Consider the following 22,819-nt stretch of genomic DNA (forward strand, 5'->3'; position numbering starts at 1 on the left):
GGCTGCGGGCTTTTGTGTATATATCGCAGCGACTTGGATGTACGGTCAAAAAGAAGATCAGGCTTAAGCTTTTCTTCTTTTTTTGTTTTAAGCTATCTTCAAATCTCAGGGCAACCGTATACTTTGCATAATAAATAATCACTATTTTTATATTAACCTGAGTTCGATGCTTTTTATCTAATATATTAAAAGTAAAAGAATAATTATATCTGAGGCTTACCGTTTTAATTCATATAGCAGGATTAACCTTCGGTTCGACCTACTTTTCTTTCGGGAAAAGTAGGCAAAACCATTGTCATCCACAAAACCTGTTTTACCTCTTGGAATCTATTCATTATTTTGCAAAAACAATATCTTATAAAAACCACGTAGGTTGTGGATGACGTTTCCGTGTCTCATATAACATGCATAAATTTAATGTCGAACTCTGATTGTTATTTAAAGATAGGCTGACTGAACTAATAAAAACACAAAACGATTGAAATTCAAACAGATATTGCTGTTGTCTTGCTTCAAATCTTCACTTTATCCTATCGACGGGTGCTAATTTTTCCGCATTTGGGATGGTGAGTAGCCAAAGTGCTTTTTAAAGCGATGACTAAAATGGCTGCTGGAGCTAAATCCGTACTGTTCCGAAATGTCTGTCATATTGGCAGATGTGTGCTGTAAAGCTTGGTGTGCCAGTTCAAGTCGACGTTGCATCACATATTGGTGCGGTGGCATGTGCATGGATTGCTTAAACATATGGGCAAAATGATATTCACTGAGCTGAGTTTGCTCGGCCAAATCTGATAAGGTCAAGCTTTGCTGAATATGCTGATCAATCCATTCTAATAACTGCTTCAGGGTATACGGGGACAGCCCACCTTTGACTTCAGGGACTTGCCATTCGGTATGGCTATAATTTTTAATCAAATGATTGAGCAGAAGTGTCGTGGCAGTACTCATCTGCAAGTGATTTTCCCTGTTCTGCCAAGCCCCATTGAGTAAAAAGTGTCGATAGATCATAGCGATCTGTGGGTCGGCTACGAAACTTTGCGGATTTAAAATAATTTGGCTTGGTTCACGATCCCACACCTGTTCGGCGACACGTTGTAAATGTTGTTCAGTATAGTACAGATGCACAAAAGTCAGTGGGTCGCGCAGATCCCATGTTGACTCAAAGTCCTGTGGCATCAAGCACATATGATCTGGCCCACCGCCATTATGCCAACCTTGAGCTGTCTTTTGATAACTGTGATATCCACCCTGAATATACATACTGAGCGTATGGTGGTTACTACAAACACTGACACGGTCTTGATTGTTTTGCCACATGGCCAACTGCATGCCTGAACCCAACTCGACTGAGTCGAGGAGTTGAGCTTTATGTTGTTGTAATTGATCTAGAATCTGATATTTCATCATCTATACGCAGTGCCGAATGGAAGATTCAGTGTAGGACTTTGATTTCATTTTGTCATCTATATCCGAAAATCAGTAAAAAATCACAAGTTTATGATAGTGACCACAAGAAGGTGCAAGAAATGAGAAACCTAAACCAAGCACAATAGCGTGAGTCGTTTGAGTTTGGTTTAAAGAGTATGAATGCGCTGTTATATGCTTTGGTGGTGGTGATTTGGGGAACGACATGGATTGCGATAAGTCTGCAACAACAAAGTGGAATATCGACCAATGTAGCCGTATTTTGGCGCTTCTTTATTTCGGCTCTGGTGTTGTTTACTTTTGTTGTATTGTGCCGAAAACTGCAAAAGCTGGCTGTAAAAGACCATCTATTTTGTATGTTGCAAGCATGCTGTATTTTTGGTTTTAACTTTGTTTGTTTCTATTATGCGGTTCAATATATCAGCAGCGGTTTGGAGGCTGTTATTTTTTCGATGGCGGTAATTTTTAATACCCTCAACGCTAAACTGTTCTTTGGACAACAGGTGTCTACACGTTTTTATCCTGCGGCTTTGTTGGGTGGATTGGGGATCATCGCCTTATTTTGGCATGATGTGGTGGGGAGTACCTTAAACAATCATACGCTGATGGGGATTGGTCTTTGTGTGTTGGGAACCTATGGTTTTTCACTGGGCAATATGATTAGTGCGCGCCATCAAAAACAAGGTCTGGATATTTTCACCACCAATGCTTATGGCATGTTGTACGGTTCAATTCTGATGGCATTGATTGCTGGATTTAAACAAGACGAGTTTTTCCCTGCTATGGAATTCAGTGCAGTGAGTGCTTTATTGTATTTGGCTATTTTTGGTTCAGTGATTGGCTTTACCGCCTACTTCTATTTGGTTGGACGGATTGGTGCAGGCAAGGCAGCTTATAGTACTTTGTTATTTCCTTTGGTGGCTTTGGTGATTTCGACCATCTGGGAAGGGTATCAATGGCATATCAATGCGGTCATTGGGGTGATTTTGATTTTATGTGGTAATGCAATTTTCTTTATTCAAGCGCCCAAGTTGAAATTCAGTCAAATGTTGAAGCGAAGTTAGGTGTGCGCAAGAAAATAAAAAAAGTTATTTTGCCTTATAAATGAAATATTTAGTTGTTTTTCATCCTTTGTATTATGCTCATTTTAGAGAACTTCATGCAGGGCTTTATAAATGGATTTAAAAACGTTTGAATTATTCGCTCGTTACAACGTGTGGTCTACTCAAAAATTAAACCAAGTTTTAAAAAATGTCTCTGATGAAGATTTCAATGCTGAATGCGGACTTTTCTTCAAAAGTATTTCTGGAACGTTGAATCACTTGCTTGTTGGTGAGCATTATCTATGGTTTCCTCGGTTCTCATCGAAATCATCTCCTACATTGAAGTTAAATACCATCGTAGAAAGGAATAAAGATAAACTCATGTTTGAGTTAGAGAGCAGGGCTTACAACTGGATAGATTTTTTAAAACATGTTGATGTGGAAAAATTTGGACATGATTTACAGTACAAAACATCAGCTGGACAAGAAATGAGTCTGCCCTATGCTGCTACATTATTGCATGTGTTTAATCATGGAACGCATCACAGAGGGCAAGTGACAGCGGCTTTAACTTCAATGGGTTATCCATGCCCAGAGATTGATATGGTATATATGTTGATAGAAGAAAATCTGCCTGTTTAAGAGAGCTGCGGTTGGTTTTGTAAAATAATAGAATCGAGCTGATACGATGCCCTCATCATGACGCTGTATTAGCTTTAATTCGAAGCGTTTCCATCTCCATTTCAACCATTTTCTGAGCATTTTTCCATTTCTCATTTAGCTCAGCAAACCTCTGTCGATCTGGTGAGTCCGATAAGATGATATTACCCATTTCGATTTGGAGATTATTTTCTTCTTTTAACCTTTCACGAGCTGCTGTGACTTCAGCACTTTTGAGTGTCACAGTATCGTATTTTTGATTCAGGTCATGAATTTGCGTAGTGGTTTGTTTAACAGTCGTCATAAGCGCATTCTTATTACCGCTGTCTATCGCATACTGCATGCCCATAAAAGAATCTTGCGCCTTTTTTTGGGCTGTTTGAGATGCAGCTCCAAGAATGATGAGATCATATTTAATGTCTGCGGCATTATCTTGACTCAGATGTGAGGTGCTATGGGGTGGTGGGGTATGAGCCTTAACATTGAGCTCAGGGTCTGATTTAACCTGTTGTCGTGTGTTGTCTAATGCCCCAGTATTGAGTTGAGGATATACTATGCGTTGTAAGGCTCTCATTTCACTGATAGAGCTTTGTTGTATGACGCTGATTTCTGCTTCAAGTGCTGTTATACGCTGCATCTGTGGTGGACTTTTAGTATTTTCTTGTGCCAGTTCAACACCAAGTAAATGGACTTGCTTAAATTTCTCACGTAACGCAGCACCTTCTTGGCTTTTGAAGTTTGTTGCATCTAGTGCAGTATTAAACGCAAGAGAATGGTTTTTCAGTTGTTCTAGCAGGGCGGGGATGGTATAGACTTCTTTATTTTGACGAGCCGCTTTAAGTGCATCTTGTGCGTTCAAAATGGCTTGAGAGTTTTTATTCGAAATCTGATCTAGGGCATCAAGATCCGCTTTAATATCAGCTGGATTGGCTGTACTTAAGTTTTTATATGCTGTGGTTGAGTCTGACGGTGTTTGGGGTTGTTTAGATTCATTACATGCTGTCAGTGAAAATGTTGTCATTATTAGAATTGGAAGCCATTTTTTATTCATTATGAGACCAATGATTTAGAATTTAATTATATCTCTTGAGTATATTGTTTAAGTGTCTGAAAAGTAAAGTCTTACTGTTTTATCTGTGTTTGGGCTATGCTCGTAAATATATAGAAGTTAAGCTTTGGTCATATTGTTGAGCGCTATAAAATAAAAAACCATCCAACTGCTCAGTTGGATGGTTTTGATCAGTTCAAATTACTTTACGCTGTTGCTTGCTGTTCTGCTTGAATTGCAGTGAGTGCAATCGTAAACACGATGTCATCCACCAAAGCACCACGAGACAAGTCATTTACAGGTTTGTTCAAACCTTGCAACATTGGGCCGACGCTTACCACATTAGCAGAGCGTTGTACGGCCTTATAAGTCGTGTTGCCTGTGTTTAGGTCAGGGAAAATAAAGACATTGGCACGACCTGCAACTTTAGAATCAGGTGCTTTCGAGCGTCCGACACTTTCAACCGATGCTGCATCGTACTGAAGTGGGCCATCAATCAACAGATCAGGACGACGTTCTTTCGCTATACGTGTTGCCTCAGCGACTTTTTCAACTTCAGCTCCAGCACCAGAGGTACCCGTAGAGTATGAAATCATTGCAATACGTGGGTCTAAACCGAAGGCCTTTGCTGAATCAGCCGATTGAATCGCAATTTCAGCGAGCTCTTCGGCATTTGGGTCTGGGTTAATCGCACAGTCGCCATAGACATAGACTTCATCGGGTAACAGCATAAAGAACACGGAAGAGACCAGTGAATACTCAGGCGCTGTTTTAATCAGTTGGAATGCTGGGCGTACAGTATTGGCTGTGGTATGTATTGCACCTGAAACCAAACCATCGACTTGATCGAGTGCCAACATCATGGTGCCTAGAACGACAGTATCTTGCAGCTGTTCACGTGCTTGCAGCTCGTTCAGTTTCCCTTTACGCAGTTCCACCATTTTTTCGACATAGTTTTCACGAATTAAATCTGGATCGATAATTTCTAAGTCATGTGGAAGCTCAATACCACGTGCTTTTGCCACTTCTACGACAGCTTCAGGTTTTGCCAATAAGATACAGTGTGCAATGCCACGAGATTGGCAAATAGCAGCCGCTTGAACTGTACGTGGTTCATCGCCTTCAGGTAGAACAATGCGCTTCTTCGCGGCAATCGACTTTTGTACTAATTCATGGCGGAAAGCCGAAGGTGAGAGACGAGGTTGGTACGAGCCATTCAACATTACCTTTAGCCATTCTTCATTGATATGGCTCGAGACAAAACGAGTGACTTGTTCAGCGCGTTCAGTATCATCGACAGGAATTTCATTGCTGAGATTGGCTAAGCTCTGTGCCGTGTCGAACGTGCTGAGCGTTGTATGTAAAATTGGTAAGCCTTGCTTAATCGCTGTTTGGCAGAACGCAAGCACTTGCTCGTTTGGTGTATGGTGTTCAGTTAATACCAAACCTGCCAATGGAATACCGTTACTGCTGGCTAAGCTGGACGCCAAAAGCACATCGATACGATCTGATGCACTAATGATCAGTTCGCCTGCGACAAATTTATGTAGTTCATGCTCAATGTTCGATGCAATCAAACTGCTATGTAACACACGACGTTGGGTCGCATCGCCTTGATTGATCCATTCCGCTTGAATGTGTGAAGCCAAGTCCGACATGCGCGGTACGCTGAGCGTGTTGCTAAATGGAACCAAGCCTATTACAGGGAGTTTGTCTGAACCGAGTTTTGGATGGGTCTTTTGGAGCTCAATAATAAATTTATTGGTATCGCTGATTAAACGCAGACTTGGGTCAAACGTCACTGGAATGTGTGCTGAGTCATCGGGCAAGCCTTTGGTGCGCATCAATAACACGCCCGCAGTTCGCTCTGAACTGGCACCCCCAAAGTAGCGTAGTTGACTATCGACTTTTTCAGCCGTCGCGCTCGGTTTATTAATGTCTGCATTACTGACAATAATGACTTTGGCATCGAGTGCTTGTGCAAGTTGTGCATTTAGTTCAGAAGCAAAAGAATCTCGGCTATTTGGGACTAAGCCTTCAACAATGATCAGATCATGCTTACGCGCGATAGCACGGTGCAAACGAACCGCATCTTCAAGTAGCTCATCATTTTCACCTGCACTGAGTTGTTGCAAAATGGTGTGATAGCTAATTGGTTCAACGGTTTCATTTTTTGAAACATGGTGATAGAGCGCTGTGGTACGGTCTGCACCCGTGCTCAGTTCTTGAGAAAAAGGTTTTAAAAATCCAGCCTTAACACCTTGGCATTCCAGCGCATAAACCAAACCCAGACAAGCGGATGTTAAGCCGACGCCTTCCCCAGTGGGCACAAGTAAAATCGTTTTCATATATTTATTCGTCATACAAGAATTTAAAACAGACTTGAGTGAATGTAGCGACCGCTTAAGCGATCGCTACATTGTCTTCAGACTTTTTTGCAGCAATTTGAATCACCTCATCGGCCACGGATGCAGTTTCTTTGGCAATACGGCCTTCTTCATCAGTCGGTACAACCCAAATTTGCGGGCCTGTACCTGTATCAATACGACCTTCGGTACCACGTTTTAAACTGTCATTGGCTTCTTTACTCAAGTTAAAACCAAAGTGCGGTAGGAAAGCGACTGTTTTTTCACGAATATATGCCGAGTTCTCACCAATACCACCCGTGAAGAACAAGCCATCAAGACGTGGTAGACCACAGCTCAGTGCGGCCAATGATTTTGCGAGGCGGTAGCAGAACACTTCAATGGCTAAAGTCGCATCTTCATTGCCTTGTTCAGAGGCTTCAATCAAAGTACGCATGTCATTTGATAGATCAGACAGGCCGAGTAAGCCCGATTGGCTATTCAACATTTTATCAATTTTATAAATGTCCCAGCCTAGGTTATTGGCAAGGAAACTATGTAAGCTTGGATCGACATCACCACTGCGTGTGCCCATTACGACACCTTCAAGTGGAGTTAAGCCCATTGAGGTATCGACACTCTGCCCATTCCAAATTGCACAAGTAGAGCTACCATTGCCCAAGTGTGCAGTTAACCAGCCCCCTTGTTTAAAGCTACCTGCCAGTTCTGAACCGCGTTCAGACACATAAGCATGGCTCGTACCATGGAAGCCATAGCGACGGACATTGTGTTCAGTGTATAAGAACTTTGGCACAGCATAGCGGTAAGCATGTGCAGGCATAGTCTGGTGGAATGCTGTATCAAATACCGCCACTTGTGGTAGCTCTGGGAATAAACGCATCGTGGCGTCAATCCCAACCAAGTGCGCAGGGTTGTGTAATGGTGCAAGTGGTGTTGCTGCACGAATGCGTTCGACAATTTCTTCTGTTAAAAGCTCAGCTTTGGTCAATGTACCGCCGTGTACTACGCGGTGACCAATGGCTTGAGGGTTATAATGTGAAAGGCGTTCTAAGATGGTTTCCAATGCTTTTTCATGATCGGCATGTGGAATAGACAATTCAAGGGGTTGACCACCCGCTGTAATGCCTTTGATACGAGCGTCAGCAGAACCTAAGTTCTCAGCTAAACCGAAAATACGATCTTCACGACGTTCAGAAACGAGCGCATATTTGATTGATGAAGATCCGCAGTTAATTACTAATACTGATGTAGACACGTTTTAATACCTGATTCTAATTGAATTATCCGTCCTAGAACTGATCTTCATGCAGTACGTTCTTATGCAATCTTGATCATTTTTTATGTTGTATCATGTGTATATTTTTAGTCCAAGATAGACTTTAGGTGATTAGACTTAAGCACTATCGACCATCTGATGAATAATAATTAAAATTTATCGGTTCATGATTTTCATTTATTCATGAAATGATGCTGAATTATTCACCAGCTTCAACCCTTTAAAAATAACACGCTATCTGCTGAAAAGAGCTGAATATATTGTGGCTTTCCTGTTTATTTTTAATATTTCATTTTAGACCCATACATAATCACATGCACAATCAATGTGACCATCAAAAAAAGCATGATTTCCTCTAGATTTTAATCATTTGCATTGAAATGACACTGATTGAGTTGGCAAATGCCTTAATGTAAAAAAGAGGGATATCAAGTCAAAACAACAGCCGATAGGGGATCAGTAAAATACGCGTGCATCTTATGATGATCATGCTTTTGTTTTAAGAGTGCTTGCAGAGGGTGTTCAGATATAAAAAATGTTCAGCCCTTTGGAAAGAGCTGAACATAGATATTTAAAATGTGCTGGATGAGTTATTGGCGAATTTGACCATCACCAAACACAATCCATTTTTGTGAAGTCAGGCCTTCTAAACCGACTGGGCCACGAGCATGGATTTTATCAGTTGAGATGCCAATTTCTGCACCTAAGCCATATTCAAAACCATCGGCAAAACGGGTCGAGGCATTGATCATGACAGAACTCGAATCAACAGCAGCCAAGAACTCGCGAGCTAGAGAGTAGTTTTCTGTAATGATCGAATCAGTATGGTGTGAGCCATATTTGTTGATATGCTCAATCGCTTCTTCCATACCAGACACCACTTTCACTGCTAAAATTGGACCGAGGTATTCCGTGTACCAATCTTCTTCGGTTGCTGTTTTGACTGCCGCACCTAAAATGCGCTGAGTTTCAGCACAGCCACGCAATTCTACTTGTTTTTCAGTGTAGAGCTCAGCGACACGTGGTAAAAACTCATCTGCGACTTTTTCATCGACCAGCAAAGTTTCCATTGCATTACATACGCCATAACGGTGAGTTTTCGCATTGAGTGCAATCGGTAGGGCTTTTTGTAGGTCAGCTTGTGCTTCAACATAAACGTGACAGTTCCCATCCAAGTGTTTAATCACAGGGACACGGGCTTCATTGCTGATACGTTCAATCAGGCTTTTGCCTCCACGTGGAACAATCACATCGACAAATTCAGTGAGTGTAATCAGTTGACCCACGGCTGCGCGGTCTGCGGTGTTAATGACTTGAACCGCATGTTCAGGTAAACCCGCCAGTTTTAAACCGCGTTGAATAGCTTCAGCAATGGCTTTATTGGACTCGAGTGCTTCAGAACCACCACGTAAAATAATAGCATTACCCGATTTAAGGGCTAAAGACGCGGCTTCTAAGGTCACATTTGGGCGAGACTCGTAAATCATGCCAACCACGCCTAAAGGAACGCGCATCTTACCAAGCTGGATTCCTGACGGACGATAGGCCATGTCGGTGATTTCACCAACAGGATCTTTGAGGCCAATCACATCTTTTAAGCCTTGCAACATGCCTTTAAAGCGTGCGGGAGACAGTTCTAAGCGATCAAGTAAAGCACTGTCTAAGTTGTTGCTGTTCGCTTTGTTCATATCTGCTTGGTTCGCCGCTAAAATAGTGGGCTCACTGTTGACTAACGCAGTATAAATAGCTGACAACGCATTGTTTTTAGTTTCGGTAGAGGCACGCGCCAAAATACGAGAAGCTTGACGTGCTTGCTGTCCTACCGTTTGCATATATTGTTCAATCGACTCTTGCATAGCGGTTTGATCACTTAGAAATTTCACAGAAGATAGTAACAGCCTAACACTCGACCGCATAGTCTCTACATGAAAAATCCAGTGTAGAGGCGGACTTATACATATTTTGAAATTGTTTTTTATCTAAAACATGATGAGCGGTTGCACAATCTGTTGCGTGTAAAACAGTGCTCTGTATAGAATGAATTTTAGGACATGAAGTCCTTGCATAATTATTACAACACTGAACACCCTGTTGTCGTTGACAGGCGTGATCGTGCATTTCTTGCAAAACAAAAAGTATAGGCAAGAGTAGAGGGAAGAAACATGAATTCTATGATTAAAAGGGATGCCGAGCTAGATGATGCGAATTTACGCTTAGGTTTTTTTGATGTTTACCATCGTAACAGCTTTAAAGAACCTGCACGAACCACATGGATTGAGGGCTGGAAAGTCGAATACATGGCGATTGCTCGGCCAGAGTCATTCCATCGCACGCCTATCGTGATTATCGGTGGGGCATTTCAAAACTTTAATTCCTACAAATACTGTGTTGAGCAATTGCTGGATGCCGGTCCGATTGTCCTGATTGATCTGCCTTCAATGGGTGCCAATCAACAAATTCGTAATATCGATACGGGCTTGTCTGCAGGAACATTAGAACTGGGTGATCTCGCGAAGATGCTTGGCATCTGGTTCGATATTGAAGGATTAGACAAAGTTTCAGTGATGGGCATGTCACTGGGCTCAGTGGTGGCGTCTTGTCTGGCCGATCAACGACCAGAGCTGATTGACCGTATGATTTTAATGGGCGTTATGCAAAAGACCCGTAAAAGCTGGCGGATGTTGCTGGAAGAGTCGTTACATTTAATGCGTGAACAACGCATGGATGAATTTGGTCAGGCCGTGATTTTGTATTTGGTCAATCATGCCAAAATGGATAAAACCAAAATGTCACCCACAGCCAAGCGTTTGTTCTTCAGGCAGATGGCGGAGTTTACCGCAACAGAACAAGAGCGTTATGAAATCAACTGTAATCGTTTGCTTCGCCTCACCGATGTGCCGATTCCACAGTGCAGAGTCTTGGTGGCCTGTGGCCAATATGACAGTTTTACCTTGCCACATGAAAATGCCAACTTTGCGTTGCAATGTCCTGACATGGAATATGCGCAAATTGCCAATGCAGACCATGTGCCACAGCTACAACGCCGTAAAGAAACCATGCACTTGTTTGCGACGTTTCTGAAGGATGAGTCAATTCAACATCTAGATGGGATTATTCCCTTTAGTCGAGCACAAATGCTGAATATGGAGCGCCGCGGTGAAGAACGGGTTCAGATTCAACACCCTGAAACCTTCTTAAACTATCGTCACTCGGATTTGGTGATTGCGACAGAAGTGGTGGATTTGAACTACTTTGGGGTACTTTTACGCTTTGAGTCAGAGTTGGCTGCTGTGGCGGCTAAATATCCGCGTGATTTAGCTTTACACTTGAGCGATGAAGAAGGCGAGTTTCAGATTGAATGTTTAATTTTCTCGGAAGATGGACCGTATATTCGTGCCTTATTTAAACATGGCAGTTTTGGACTCGCGGAGCGACTGCTTCGCTTTGTGGGGCGTCAGAAACAAGAACAGACGTTGCTCGAAGCCGTGAGTTAATTGAAATTTAAAAATAAAAAAACAGCGTTTCATCGCTGTTTTTTTATGGGGACTAAGGTTATTGCTCGGGTTGATTGTGCTTTTGCCATTGGCTATGCACCAACCAGACCAAGTCACCTAAGTGGTCCTGCTGATCTAAGTTTGAAGTGTCGGACTGAGTATTGTTGAAAGCCAAAGTGGGTTGGTGAACAGTAACAGTATGAAAGCCCGCTTGTTTGAAAAACTGAGCCGCTTCAGGTGGGCTGATAAAGTGAAAACCAAAGGCGCTACGGGACATCCATTTTAAAAGCTTACTACTGCTCCAAATAAAGTTAGCCAGCTTATTTTTCACAGGTTCAGGGTAGAGGTCAGTGAGATAATATAGCTGATCAAACTGCTGTCCGTATTGGACAATGCCTTGTAACAGTTGAGCGAGCATGTCTTTGCTAAAGTAGTTGATCAGACCTTCACTCACCACCACCAAAGGGCGGTTGGGGTCAAACACCTCAAAGGCACGGGCAAAATCCGTGCTAAATAAGTCGGCGGAGAGAACCGTTGGACTGGTCTGATCGATCTGTTTTAAGGCCTGAGTTTTCATTTTTGCCATGTCAGGTAAGTCTAGTTCACGATAGTCAATCTCAGGATACTGTTGGCGAAAGCTCCAGCCACGTGGCGACAAGCCACTGGCAATTTCTAAAACTTGTAAGTTTGGGTACTGTTGGATCAGCGCGCTGAGGTGGTCATCAATCATTTGATGACGCTGTTTTAAGGTCGTGCGCATACTGCCACCGACATGTTTCTCAGCCCAGCTTTCGAGTGGATGCACCAGTTTGGCCAGTAACTTCCCTTTGCGGGTGGCAAATACAGGATGTGAGATGCCCATGCTATACCAAATATAGCCTGTATAGTGTGCAGTAAAAGAGATGTGGCGATGAGCCGATAAAGCATCTGTCATGGTATCCGTACCTGATATTTTGTTTTTTTAGCGTTGTTGTTTGGGCAATGCAGAGCAAGCCTGTTGATTTATTTTGAGTTTATCATAATGAAAAAAGGACATCTTGTGATGTCCCTTTGTCCGAAATATCGAGGTTGAAATGGTCAAAGATAAGGTGCTTAACTTAATCTAAACAGTTCCACTTGGTCGCGTACTTTGGCCCAATCTTCACCTAAATGCAGCGTCGATTTAACGTTGACGTTTGGAATCTGACCACGCATGCGTTCTAGGCGAGCTTGGTTTGGCAGAGCCAGTTGGTTAATCCCCTCCAAAGCCACGCATGCAGCTGCTCGGTCATTACACACCAGTCCCATGTCACAGCCTGCATAGAGTGCGGCTTGAATGCGTGCATCTGCACCGCCTGCAACACATGCGGCTTGCATGCTTAAGTCATCTGAGAATAAAACACCATCAAAGCCCAGTTGCTGACGTAGAATGGTTTGAATCCAATACGGTGAAAAACCTGCTGGGTTTGGATCGACTTGGTCATAAATTACATGTGCAGGCATGAGAGCATCTAACTGCGGCATCAGTTTGATAAAAGTCTGCATATCTTTGGCATAGATTTCATCATACGTGCGTGAGTCGATGGCTGCTGCGACATGCGAGTCTGCTTGGACTGAACCATGACCCGGAAAATGTTTGCCTGTCGATGCCATGCCTGCGGCCTTCATCCCTTTTAGGAACGCACTGGCTAGCGGTGCGATGTCTTGAATATTTTTGGCAAAGCCACGGTCACCAATCACATCACTGATGTCATTGAGGTCGAGTACAGGGGCAAAGCTAAAGTCGATACCGACGGCAAGCACTTCTGTCGCCATCAACCAGCCAGATTGTTCTGCCAAGCTTAAGGCTTTTTCAGGTTCGCTTAAGAATAGCTCGCCAAACTTACCCATTGCTGGAAGTAGGCTAAAGCCCTGTTTTAAGCGTTGAACGCGTCCGCCTTCTTGATCGACAGCAATCAAAATATCAGGACGAATTCGGCGCATGTGGTCGGTTAGGGCGCGAACTTGTGCAGGAGACTCAATATTTCGTCCAAATAAAATCATGCCACCGACTTGCGGTGCTTGTAATAGTGCAATATCTTCTTGAGTAAGTTCTGTGCCTGCGATGTCGAGCATCAATGCGCCAATCATATTGGGTGTCCGTATTTGATTTTTTGGTCAGTGACTGTTTTGGCTCTGAAATGAGAGCGAAACAGGTCGTCGAAAACAATACCCGAATTTTGCAATGATTTGCTACATTTTGTCAGCACAGATTATGATAAAACTACACGACATAAACAGATTAAGTTGTTTAAGATTTTGAATATTCTCAATTCATGTCGAAAAATGACATTGTAATTTTGGTCAAAAACCAAGGAACTAAGAATTATTTATGAAACTTCAAACCATTGCTTGTGCGGTTGCAATTGCAACGGGTGGATTCTTTTTCACCCATGCCATTAATGAAGCCATCGCAGCGACTGAAACTACCGCTGTAACCAAACAAGCTATTGTTCCGTCGCAGGAGCAGGCTTTGGTGTCTCGTCAACTGGCGACCTTGGTTGACCGTCAACATTATCTCAATCAACGTTTAGATGCGAAAACATCGGCGCGTATTCTCGATTTCTATCTGGACAGTTTAGATCCAGACCATTCGCTGTTTCTTGCCTCTGAAGTAGAGAGTTATAAGCGTAAATATGGCTCAAACTTAGGTGCGGCTTTAAAAGCAGGTGACTTAAGTGGACCGTATGCGATTCATGCACAGTATCGTGATCGTTTGACCCAGTTTTATACCTATATGCTGGATGAGCTGAAAAAGCCGCAGAATTTAAAACAAGCCAACGTTTATATCGAAACGGATCGTGAAAAGGCACCGTATTTTGCCAATGAAGCGGCGCAACGTCAGCATTGGAACAAAATGTTGGTTTCGCAGCTGATTAATTTGACCATCAGCAAAGAAGAAGAGTTGGCGAAGCAAAAAGCGCTTAAAGCCAACCCAGAATTGGCCAATGGACAAGATCTCACTAGCTCGGAAGATTTAACCCCAGTACAAACCTTAACCAAGCGTTATATGCGCCAGTTAGAACGTATTTCACGGGTGAAAAGTGATGATGTGTTAGACAAAACACTCAATGCGATGACGCTTACATATGATCCGCACAGTAACTATTTCCCACCTGTCGATGCAATGGAATTGAACCGCCAGACGACTTTGCAATTGGAAGGGATTGGGGTGTCAATTCGACCTGAACGGGGCAATGAAGACTACACCAAAATCGAAACCATTGTGGAAGGTGGTCCTGCGAGCAAGTCTGGACAGGTGAAGTCGGGTGACCGCATCATTGGTGTGGCACAAGATGGCGAAAAAATGGTGGATGTCATCGGTTGGCCGAGCAATGAAATTGTGGGTTTAATCCGTGGTAAACGTGGTACCAAAGTCACCATACGTTTACTCAGCTCGGGTGCGTCGATGAGCCAAGCGCGTAATGTGACCATTACCCGTGACGTCATTCAAGAAGAAGATGCTGGGGTACGTTCACGTACCGTGAATGTGACGCGTGATGGTCAGCAGTACACCTTTGGTGTGATTGAAATACCGTCTTTCTATTTAAACTATCGTGCACGTCGTGCGGGCACAGAATATCGCTCTGTATCTGAAGATACCAACAATGCGCTGAAAACTTTAGCGGCCAAGAATGTGTCAGGGATTATTATCGACTTACGTAATAACCCAGGGGGGTCGCTTGAAGAAGTGGCTCGCATGCTTGGACAGGTGATTAAGTCAGGTCCTGTGGTGCAAATTCGAGATGGTAACGGCAATGTGAGCGTTTTCGAAGACGATGACAATGGTGCGCAAACCTATGCAGGTCCACTGGCAGTGATGGTGAATTTAGCATCTGCGTCTGCAAGCGAAATTTATTCTGCTGCGATTCAAGACTATGAGCGTGGCATTGTGATTGGTAGCACCACCACTGGTAAAGGAACGGCACAAGTTCAGCTCGACAACTTGGCACATGGCCAAGCGACATTAACGCAACGTAAGTTTTACCGTGTGACGGGTGGCAGTACGCAAAACAAAGGCGTAATTCCAGACGTGAAGCTGGTAGATATTTACAATGAAGAGTTTGGTGAACGTAAAGCGAAAAATGCGCTTGAGTGGGACACCATTCCAACCGCACCGTTTAAACGTGAAGGCAGCATTGCACCGTATGTGAAACGTTTAGGTGAGCTGTCGCAAGCACGTGTTAAAGTCGACCCACAGTTTAACTATCTTGAACAGCGTAAAGACATCTCGAAAAAGACCGAAGATCAAAAACGTGTGGTTTTAGATATTGATCAACGTAAAGCTGAATTGTTGGCACTGGAAAAACAGACTTTAGATTCGGAAAACAAGCGCCGTCAGATTGCAGGACAAAAGCCTTATGCAAACTGGGAAAGCTATCAAGCTTCTATGGAAGCTTTGGTTGAAGCACGCGCTAAAATGAAAGCGAATCAGCGTCCTGCATTGCCTGAAGAGGAAGCATTTGTGACTGAATCTGCAAATGTCTTGTTAGATTATGCCAAGTTGCAAAAAGGCTCTGCAAAGTAGTTCAATTGTTGAGTAGGTATATTAAAAAGCCAGTTTCGACTGGCTTTTTATTTAAATTGTGATTTGAAACACAAATGCGGGTTTGGCGGGTTACCAAACCGATCTTCAAGGTAAAATAAATCTATAAATTCTAATAAGATTTCTATGTTTTTTTCTTGACCTGAACCTGTTTGTATAAGATTCTTAATCGGGTAGCAATGCTTTTCGCCTTTGATAAAAAGGATATATAAATGAAGAAAAAGAGCAATTAATACGGACACTTTATATGATGCATGTGCATTACGATTTTAGTTTGGTATTAGGTTCAATTGTTGTGGCATTGTTGGCGTGTTTTTTTGCAGTGTCGACCGAACGCTTATTATTTCGTGCTTGGCGTAAAAAATTTCAAACAGGGTTAATTTTACTCAGTAGTTTTTTCTTAGGCTGTGCCATTTGGGCCATGCATTTTGTGGGCATGTTGGCTTGTGATTTGCCGACGCATAGTTATTTTGACCCTGCACTGACGATTCTTTCTTTTTTTATTGCTTTTATTGCATCTGTTTTTTCAATTTGGTTGACCACGCGTCAGACTTTACCTTTTTTAAGATTGGTTTTGGGGTCGGTATTGATGGGGCTTGGTATTTCGGGCATGCATTATACTGGCATGATGGGGCTGATTATTGAGGGCTATCAGAGTGTTTACGATCCCTTGCTGACAGTTTTCTCTATTTTGCTTGCCATCAGTGGCTCGGGTTTAACCTTTTGGCTGATCTTTAGATATAAAAGTGCGGTCAGTAAGAAACTGTTGTACCAATGGTATGTTGCAGGGATGATGGCCTTGACCATCGTGAGTATGCATTATACGGGCATGCTTGCAGTCTCGTTCTATCCAACCCATAGTGATAAACTGGTGATGACCCTTGAAGCAGGTCAAAGCATCGTTTTATTTGTTGTTATCTTTATTACCTGTTTGATTTTGGTGGCAGCATTTGTTGTTGCGGTGCTGGAACAACGTTTAGAAGAGCGCAATATTCAACTTTCTCTGGCCAATAAAGAGCTGGCAAATCAGGCGGTACAGGATAATTTAACCAAGCTGCCCAATCGATTGTATTTGGCGGAATACGCCCATTTTTTGTTTACAGATCAACGCTTCCGCAATGAAAGCATTGCCTTTTTATATATCGATTTAGACCGCTTTAAAGCCGTAAATGATGTCTTTGGGCATCATGTTGGGGATCAATTATTGGTTCAACTGACCACTCGGATTCATCGCCACTTAAGTAAAAATGAAAAAATTCTCAGAATTGGTGGGGACGAGTTTCTGATGGTGCTGGAGCAGGCCACTCCAGAGCAAGCGTGCCAAATGGCGGAGCACGTGCTGGAGTTGATTCAAGATAGCTTTTTGATTGCGGGTAAAGAAATCAATGTGTCTGCCAGTATTGGTATTGCGATGTATCCCGAACATGGTAGTAATTTGCAAGATTTATTGATTAATGCCGATGCAGCGATGCTGACCTCAAAATATCAGGGACGAAATACCTATTCTATTTTTAATTACAGTTTTGACCAACAAGAAGCGAAAAGCCAAACTAAGCTGATCAATGACTTATATAAAGCCGTAGAAGAACAACAGTTTGTTTTGTATTACCAGCCTAAATTTACCATTCAAGATCAACGGATTTGTGGAGTCGAGGCGCTGATTCGCTGGAAGCATCCGACTTTAGGCTTGCTGACCCCGAATATGTTTATTAAAGGCGCGGAGAAAACGGGGCTGATTATCCAGATGGGCTATTGGGCTTTGGAGCAAGCGTGTAAACAGCTGCAAATCTGGGAGCGAGAGAAAATTGAACTGTATCCGATTGCCGTGAATTTATCAGCGGTGCAGTTTGAGCATAAGCATTTATTTAATAATCTTGAGCATCTTTTTGATAAATATAAAGTCAACCCAAACCATTTAATTATTGAAATCACTGAAAGTACGGCCATGCACCATATCGAAGGCAGCATTCGTACCTTACAGCGGTTACGTGAAATGGGGATTCGTTTGGCGATTGATGACTTTGGGACAGGACATTCCAGTTTTTTATATTTAAAAAATCTTCCTGTGGATGAGTTGAAGATTGATCGTGGTTTTATTCATGAGCTGACCGTTGGCTCAAAAGATGAAATGATCTTAGAAAGTATTGTTCATCTGGCGATTCGTTTGGGTTTAGTCGTGACGGCAGAAGGTGTTGAAAGTCCTCTGCAAATGGAAATTTTATCACGGTTAGGCTGTCAGCAATTACAAGGCTATTTGTTGGGTATGCCTATGGATGTTAAGCGCTTAGAAGAGTTTGAGTACACATCATCAACTTATTTCAATTAAGCGATATCTACAATTTGTGCTGATGGCTGATCGCTTTTATGGTGATCTAATTCAGTTGAGAGTCTAATAAAAAAATAAGCAGTGTTCGCAAAATCCTCTATCTAGTGATATCGGCTTTTTATGTATTCTTTAGAATCTATTCGTTTTAGTGTCCTGTTGTCCGTATACCAAGCTGTTCAATTCAATCAGTTCAAAACATTGGGAACATTTGGAATTAAATAATTATGGTTAGAGTAGTGACTAAGGTTGGTGATGTTTTTTCTGTAAAGTTGGATAATGAGGTGAAAAAATATTTCCAGCTCATTGCTTTTGATTTAACACAATTAAATAGTGATGTGATCAGAGCATTTAAAAAAGTGTACCCTATCCATGCAACTCCTACGTTATTGGATATCGTTAATGATGATATCGATTTTTATGCGCATTGTGTCACTAAGTTTGGCATAAAAATGAATCTTTGGGAAAAAGTTGGAAACATATCTGATGTGGGTGGAACTTCTACAATATTATTCAGAGACACAGATGATTATGGTCTTATGGTAGGGGAAGAACCAATAAAAATTTCTCATAATTGGGTTGTATGGCACATTAATGATGATGAATTTACATATGTTGGAAATCTAGAGGGAGAAAACCGTAAAGCAGAAATAGGTGTGGTTATGCCCCCTTTTGCTATAGTAGAACGTATAAAAACAGGGAAATATAGTTTCGTATATCCAGAGTTTGAATGAAGTTTATAAAATGACCTCAGATTAGGCTTAAACAAGACAAAATAATGCTTGATGTATGAGGGGCAACGGAAGTGTTGCCCCAAGTTGTCATTGGGTACAGCGTGATTAAGTGTACGTTCAGATCGGATCAAGCATGTTTCTGTACATCTAGGTTGTAGCTGATAGCACTAGCGTTCTATTCTTACCCACTACTAGAGCGGGAAAGCATCCGAATGGACGACGAATGCGATGTACTAAGCTGATGGGTTAAGGGAAAATTATCAATAAAATCTCATTCATAAATCTGCTACAATTGCGCCAATTTTAAGTTATCACTTTACGGGTTGGATACACATCCATAAGTTGTGTACAACACCGTGTACCTATTGAAGATTTCTCTTATGTTTAAAGATCAATTGGCGAAAGAAGTCGCGGCTCGTAGGACTTTTGCTATTATTTCCCACCCCGATGCTGGTAAGACCACCATGACAGAAAAATTACTGTTGTGGGGACAGGCCATTCAGATTGCAGGTATGGTGAAAAGCCGTAAATCGGACCGTGCTGCCACTTCGGACTGGATGGAAATGGAAAAAGAACGTGGTATTTCGATCACCACCTCTGTAATGCAGTTTCCATTTAAAGACAAGATGATCAACCTGCTGGATACGCCGGGACACGAAGACTTCTCTGAAGATACGTATCGTACCTTAACGGCGGTCGATTCAGCTTTGATGGTGATCGATGGTGCAAAAGGTGTCGAAGATCGTACTGTGAAACTGATGGAAGTGTGTCGTATGCGTGACACACCGATCATTTCATTTGTGAACAAAATGGACCGTGAAATCCGTGAGCCTTTAGAGCTGTTGGATGAAATTGAAAACGTTCTCAAAATCAAATGTGTGCCGATCACTTGGCCGCTTGGTACAGGTCGTGACTTCGCTGGGGTGTTTAACCTGATCGAAGAAAAGTTTTATGTGTATAAAGCAGGTTTTGGTTCAACCATTACCGAAATCGAAGTCCGTGATGGTTATGACTATCCAGACTTACGTGAAAAAGTCGGTGAGCTGGCTTGGGCGGCATTTGAAGAGTCTCTAGAGTTGGTGCAAATGGCCAATGAGCCTTTAGACCGCACAGAGTTCCTTGCGGGTCGTCAAACGCCTGTATTGTTTGGTACAGCATTAGGTAACTTTGGTGTAGACCATGTGTTAGATGCATTTAGCAACTATGCGCCTGAACCTAAAGCACACCCAACAGAAAATCGTTTGGTTGAAGCAACTGAAGAGGGTTTTACTGGCTTTGTTTTTAAAATTCAAGCCAATATGGACCCGAAACACCGTGACCGTATTGCCTTTATGCGTATTTGTTCAGGCAAATATGAAAAAGGTTTGAAAATGAAGCATGTGCGTCTAGATAAAGATGTGCGTATTAGTGATGCTTTGACTTTTTTAGCTGGTGATCGTCAGCATCTAGAAGAAGCATGGCCGGGCGACATTATTGGTTTACATAACCACGGTACGATTCAAATTGGTGATACTTTTACCTCAGGTGAAAAATTGCAATTTACGGGCATCCCGCACTTCGCCCCTGAAATGTTCCGCCGTGTACGTTTGAAAGATCCATTGAAATCGAAGCAGTTACAAAAAGGCTTAAAAGAACTTTCAGAAGAAGGTGCAACACAGGTCTTCATGCCGCAAAATAGCAATGACTTGATTGTCGGTGCGGTAGGTGTGCTTCAGTTTGAAGTGGTGGCATACCGTTTGAAAGAAGAATACAAAGTCGACTGCGTCTACGAGCCTGTGAGCATTAACACTGTGCGCTGGGTGTCATGTGATGATGACAAAAAATTCAATGAATTTAAGAAAAAAGCACATGATCAACTATCGGTAGATGGTGGTGGTCACTTGACCTATTTGGCACCGAGTCGTGTGAACTTACAACTGATGCAAGAGCGCTATCCAGACATCGTGTTCCGCAATACCCGCGAACACTAATCGGGATGTTAAAAAATAAAACAGCTTCTTCGTGAAGCTGTTTTATTATGCAAGATACTTTATTTTAATCATGAATTTCATGGAAGACGCATGTTGCAGAAACAGGCTATTTATACAACATTGGTGAGTTTGACTGTCTTATTGACGGCATGTGACTCCTCTAAACAATCTGAGACAGATGCAGATGCCAAAGGCTCGGTATTTAAAACAGAGCAGGCTGAGGTCTTACCGTATTTAAATATTCAGCAACAAGCGGCTGATATTGCACAGCCATTTTGTGAAACCAAGAATTGTATTGAATTAGATCTGCAAAGTCTAACAACGGCAGATCCGTGGTTAAACCAATGGATTGCCAAAAGTCAGGCTCGAGTGATTCAAGATCAAATTGGCTTAAAACAAGACATGAACTTACAGCAAGCCATTAATGCCTATGTGAAAAAGTCGGATACATGGCAAGCCGAATTTAAGGGTAACAAGGCTTATAGCTTGGCGATGTATACCCGTATACCGTATCAGCGCAATCAGTTTGTGCTCATGCAAATTGGGGTTGATACCAATCAAGAGAATGTAAATGTTAAGGAACGTTATTATTTCTTTGTTGCGGATCGTAAAAACCAAAAAGCGGTGGCATTATTAGATTTAATTCACCCGAAACAGCAACTGGCGATGAATGTGTTGGTGCAAAAAGCGTATCAAGACTGGTTGAAGAAACAAGAACCTGACGTGAGAAAATCTGCACCAGCGAAGTTGTACTGGGGGCAAGCAGATTGGTTTTTTGACCAAGAGGGCATCGGTTTACATTATCGGACTCATGAGATTGTAAAAGATGGGACACAGCTTGATATTTATTTGACGAAAGCACAAACTCAACAGGTATTAAAAGCCGATGTCTATACCCAGTTGTTTTAATGCATTGGCCAAAGCAAGAGCTGGCTTCACAAGGTAATAGGTTATTTATGTTAAAAAGCAAAACAATATTTACAATCAGCGTACTTGCAGCTGCAATCAGTTTGACAGCCTGCCAACCAAAAGATAAAGAGCCTCAAACTCCTGCAACGCAAACCACAGCGGCTTCAGAGATAGAAACAGCCTTAAAGCTGGTCGGTGACACCGAAAAATTACAATTCGAATTACCTGAATGTGATGGCAATGCTTGCCCAGAATTAAACATTGATCGTTTGCAAAGTAATCAAGCGTTTATTGATGATTTTATTGATCAACAAATTGTGAAAGATTTATCGCAGATTATTGATATTTCGCCTATGCATAGCAGTTCTGCTACCGAGGCATCAAGTGCTGTGGCGGCAAGTTCTGAACCTGCGGTAGTGGGCCAAGTCCTCACCCCTAAACTGAAATTAGAGAAACAAGTTCAACCTTATTTGGCTGCTTTTCTGGGTTTAGATCAAGAGTTGAAAGCCTTAAGTTCTAACCATCAAATTAGTTTGATGATTAAGCCGAAAATTCTAAATGCCAAAGATCCTTTGGCCACGGTGGTGTTGAACACCAGCAGCTACTTAGGCGGTGCACATGGTTCATCATCACAGCATTATTATAATTTTGACTTGAAGCAGCAAAAGCTGGTGAGTCTGGATGATCTATTGTTGCCGAATCAGAAGGCGGCGTTAAATAGAGTAGCGCATGAAGCCTTTCGTGCTTGGGTCGTCGACTCTAAGTTAGCGACCAATGTCGATGAATATGAGCAAGCGTGGAAGTTTAGCTTGAGTAACAATTATTACTTGGGCACTGAAGGTCTGATTTTGCAATATGGCGAGTATGAAATTGGCCCTTATGTGGTGGGTTTACCGCGCTTAACTCTTGGCTATGATCAACTCCAGAAAATTTTAAAGCCTGAGTATTTACCCAAAGCCAAACAGAGCGTACAGGCTGCTTCAGAAGCCAAGAGCTAATCAAGCATG

16 protein-coding genes are annotated in these 22,819 nt (G+C 42.4%); 9 read left to right on the forward strand and 7 right to left on the reverse strand.

Going from position 1 to position 22,819, the window contains the following annotated elements; translation table 11 throughout:
• Positions 1-543: 543 nt before the first annotated feature.
• A complete protein-coding gene (locus tag GVX98_RS02330; RefSeq protein WP_159127943.1) occupies positions 544-1,404 on the reverse strand; it encodes an AraC family transcriptional regulator in 861 nt (286 codons plus the stop codon).
• Between the two features lie 179 nt (positions 1,405-1,583).
• On the opposite strand from GVX98_RS02330, the gene GVX98_RS02335 reads away from it, so the two are divergent.
• Both GVX98_RS02335 and GVX98_RS02340 read left to right on the forward strand, forming a co-directional pair.
• The gene (locus tag GVX98_RS02335) at positions 1,584-2,489 is read left to right on the forward strand and encodes a DMT family transporter (protein WP_159127148.1); all 906 of its coding nucleotides are present in this window, start codon (positions 1,584-1,586) and stop codon (positions 2,487-2,489) included.
• Between the two features lie 111 nt (positions 2,490-2,600).
• Positions 2,601-3,110 (forward strand): DinB family protein, encoded by a 510-nt coding sequence (locus tag GVX98_RS02340; protein ID WP_004979069.1) that lies wholly within the window; start codon positions 2,601-2,603, stop codon positions 3,108-3,110.
• Positions 3,111-3,165: 55 nt separating this feature from the next.
• On the opposite strand, the gene GVX98_RS02345 is transcribed toward GVX98_RS02340, so the two are convergent.
• The 4 genes from GVX98_RS02345 to GVX98_RS02360 form a co-directional block, all read right to left on the reverse strand.
• Positions 3,166-4,149, reverse strand: a complete 984-nt coding sequence (locus GVX98_RS02345) for a hypothetical protein (RefSeq protein ID WP_228716253.1) — start codon at positions 4,147-4,149, stop codon at positions 3,166-3,168.
• A gap of 233 nt (positions 4,150-4,382) precedes the next feature.
• Positions 4,383-6,524 (reverse strand): phosphate acetyltransferase, encoded by a 2,142-nt coding sequence (pta, locus tag GVX98_RS02350; protein ID WP_159127150.1) that lies wholly within the window; start codon positions 6,522-6,524, stop codon positions 4,383-4,385.
• Positions 6,525-6,579: 55 nt separating this feature from the next.
• Entirely contained in the window at positions 6,580-7,797 is a 1,218-nt protein-coding gene (locus GVX98_RS02355; protein WP_125281610.1) for an acetate/propionate family kinase, read from the reverse strand.
• A gap of 611 nt (positions 7,798-8,408) precedes the next feature.
• Complete coding sequence (locus tag GVX98_RS02360; RefSeq protein WP_159127944.1) at positions 8,409-9,674, reverse strand: glutamate-5-semialdehyde dehydrogenase; 1,266 nt, start codon at positions 9,672-9,674, stop codon at positions 8,409-8,411.
• A gap of 306 nt (positions 9,675-9,980) precedes the next feature.
• Here GVX98_RS02360 and GVX98_RS02365 point away from each other — a divergent pair, with 306 nt between their 5' ends.
• A complete protein-coding gene (locus tag GVX98_RS02365; RefSeq protein WP_159127151.1) occupies positions 9,981-11,312 on the forward strand; it encodes an alpha/beta fold hydrolase in 1,332 nt (443 codons plus the stop codon).
• A gap of 58 nt (positions 11,313-11,370) precedes the next feature.
• On the opposite strand, the gene GVX98_RS02370 is transcribed toward GVX98_RS02365, so the two are convergent.
• The gene (locus GVX98_RS02370; protein WP_159127152.1) at positions 11,371-12,246 is read right to left on the reverse strand and encodes a class I SAM-dependent methyltransferase; all 876 of its coding nucleotides are present in this window, start codon (positions 12,244-12,246) and stop codon (positions 11,371-11,373) included.
• Positions 12,247-12,404: 158 nt separating this feature from the next.
• Complete coding sequence (gene nagZ, locus GVX98_RS02375; protein ID WP_159127153.1) at positions 12,405-13,421, reverse strand: beta-N-acetylhexosaminidase; 1,017 nt, start codon at positions 13,419-13,421, stop codon at positions 12,405-12,407.
• A gap of 241 nt (positions 13,422-13,662) precedes the next feature.
• On the opposite strand from nagZ, the gene GVX98_RS02380 reads away from it, so the two are divergent.
• The 6 genes from GVX98_RS02380 to GVX98_RS02405 all read left to right on the forward strand — a co-directional run bounded on the left by GVX98_RS02380 (position 13,663) and on the right by GVX98_RS02405 (position 22,810).
• Positions 13,663-15,858, forward strand: a complete 2,196-nt coding sequence (locus tag GVX98_RS02380) for a carboxy terminal-processing peptidase (RefSeq protein ID WP_159127154.1) — start codon at positions 13,663-13,665, stop codon at positions 15,856-15,858.
• Between the two features lie 265 nt (positions 15,859-16,123).
• Positions 16,124-18,202, forward strand: a complete 2,079-nt coding sequence (locus tag GVX98_RS02385) for an EAL domain-containing protein (RefSeq protein ID WP_159127155.1) — start codon at positions 16,124-16,126, stop codon at positions 18,200-18,202.
• A 224-nt stretch (positions 18,203-18,426) separates the two neighbouring features.
• Entirely contained in the window at positions 18,427-18,933 is a 507-nt protein-coding gene (locus GVX98_RS02390) for a hypothetical protein (protein ID WP_159127156.1), read from the forward strand.
• Positions 18,934-19,313: 380 nt separating this feature from the next.
• Positions 19,314-20,903, forward strand: coding sequence for a peptide chain release factor 3 (locus tag GVX98_RS02395; protein WP_004979098.1), 1,590 nt, complete (start codon positions 19,314-19,316; stop codon positions 20,901-20,903).
• Positions 20,904-20,993: 90 nt separating this feature from the next.
• The gene (locus GVX98_RS02400) at positions 20,994-21,812 is read left to right on the forward strand and encodes a hypothetical protein (protein WP_004979100.1); all 819 of its coding nucleotides are present in this window, start codon (positions 20,994-20,996) and stop codon (positions 21,810-21,812) included.
• A gap of 47 nt (positions 21,813-21,859) precedes the next feature.
• Complete coding sequence (locus GVX98_RS02405; protein WP_004979103.1) at positions 21,860-22,810, forward strand: RsiV family protein; 951 nt, start codon at positions 21,860-21,862, stop codon at positions 22,808-22,810.
• Positions 22,811-22,819: the final 9 nt, after the last annotated feature.

It is taken from the genome of Acinetobacter sp. 8I-beige (assembly GCF_902505955.1).
Lineage (GTDB): Bacteria > Pseudomonadota > Gammaproteobacteria > Pseudomonadales > Moraxellaceae > Acinetobacter > Acinetobacter johnsonii.